The 1,280-nt window shown below is 66.6% G+C and carries 1 protein-coding gene and 1 other annotated feature; the gene reads right to left on the bottom strand.

Annotated features, from left to right (window positions below; all coding sequences use genetic code 11):
* Positions 1–1,230 (bottom strand): IS3 family transposase gene (locus MHZ35_RS17795; protein WP_239436846.1). Its coding sequence is split into 2 segments (ribosomal slippage), with 1,231 coding nucleotides annotated over them: positions 1–939 and positions 939–1,230; the frame shifts between segments, so codons are not numbered across the junction. This gene is flagged as partial in the annotation.
* Positions 830–946, bottom strand: a sequence feature (AL1L pseudoknot). (Overlaps the previous gene by 117 nt.)
* Positions 1,231–1,280: the final 50 nt, after the last annotated feature.

Below are 1,280 nucleotides of genomic sequence, written 5' to 3'. Positions count from 1 at the left end.
ACGCTGCCATATCGATGATGTCCGCGGCAGCATAGTATTGCTCCTCGGCTTCGGCAGGCGGGATGTTGCCGATGGGTTCGAGCAGCCGGCGATGGTTGAACCAGTCCACCCACTCAAGGGTAGCGTACTCGACTGCTTCGAAGTTGCGCCACGGCCCGCGCCGGTGGATCACCTCGGCCTTGTAGAGGCCGTTGATCGTCTCGGCCAAAGCGTTGTCATAGCTGTCGCCGACGCTGCCGACCGAGGGCTCGATCCCGGCCTCGGCCAGGCGCTCGGTGTACTTGATCGATACGTATTGCGACCCGCGGTCGCTATGATGGACCAGGCCACCGCGATGAACCGGTCGGCGGTCATGGAGCGCCTGCTCGAGCGCGTCCAGGACGAAGCTGGCATGCGCCGTCCTGCTGGCGCGCCAGCCGACGATACGGCGGGCATAGGTGTCGATGACGAAGGCGACGTAGACGAACCCCGCCCAGGTCGCGACATAGGTGAAGTCCGACACCCACAGCATGTTCGGCGCCGGCGCACGGAACTGCCGGTTCACCCGGTCGAGCGGGCATGGCGCTGCTCTGTCGCTGATGGTGGTGCGGACCGGCTTGCCGCGGATCACGCCGGCCAGGCCCATCGCCCGCATCAGGCGGGCAACGGTGCAGCGGGCGACGTCGAACCCTTCGCGCCGCAGCTGCCGCCAGACCTTGCGCACGCCGTAGACGCGGAAGTTCTCCTCGAATACGCGGCGCACCTCCGGCCCAAGCGCATCATCACGCCGAGCCCGAGCCGACCTCTTGGTCGGCTCAATCCTTCTGGCTGTGTGAGCATGATAGGTCGACGGGGCGATCGGCAGAACCCGGCAGATCGGCTCGACCCCGTACACCTTGCGATGCGCGTCGATGAACGACACCATCACCTCGCTCGGCGGTCGAGCTCCGCCATCGCAAAATATGCGGACGCCTTGCGCAGGATCTCGTTGGCCTGGCGCAGTTCGCGGTTCTCCCGCTCCAGCGCCTTCATCCGGTCGGCGACGTCGCTCGGCACCCCGGCGCGCGTGCCGCTGTCGACCTCGGCCTTCTTCACCCACTCGTGCAGCGTCTGGCCCGCGCACCCGATCTTCGCCGCGATCGACACCACAGCCGCCCAGCGCGACGGATGATCCTTCTCGTGGTCCAGCACCATCCGCACCGCCCGGGCGCGTACCTCAGGTGAGAACTTGTTCGTCGTCTTGCTCGTCATAGCCCCTTCCTCTCAGGAGTTGGGGCCTCCGACAAACCCGGCGCGGTTCA

The organism is Sphingomonas sp. ACRSK, from assembly GCF_022346685.1.
Taxonomy (GTDB): Bacteria; Pseudomonadota; Alphaproteobacteria; order Sphingomonadales; family Sphingomonadaceae; genus Sphingomonas; species Sphingomonas molluscorum.
The sequence above is the reverse complement of the archived record's forward strand: the minus strand, read 5'-3'. Positions and strand labels throughout refer to the sequence as shown.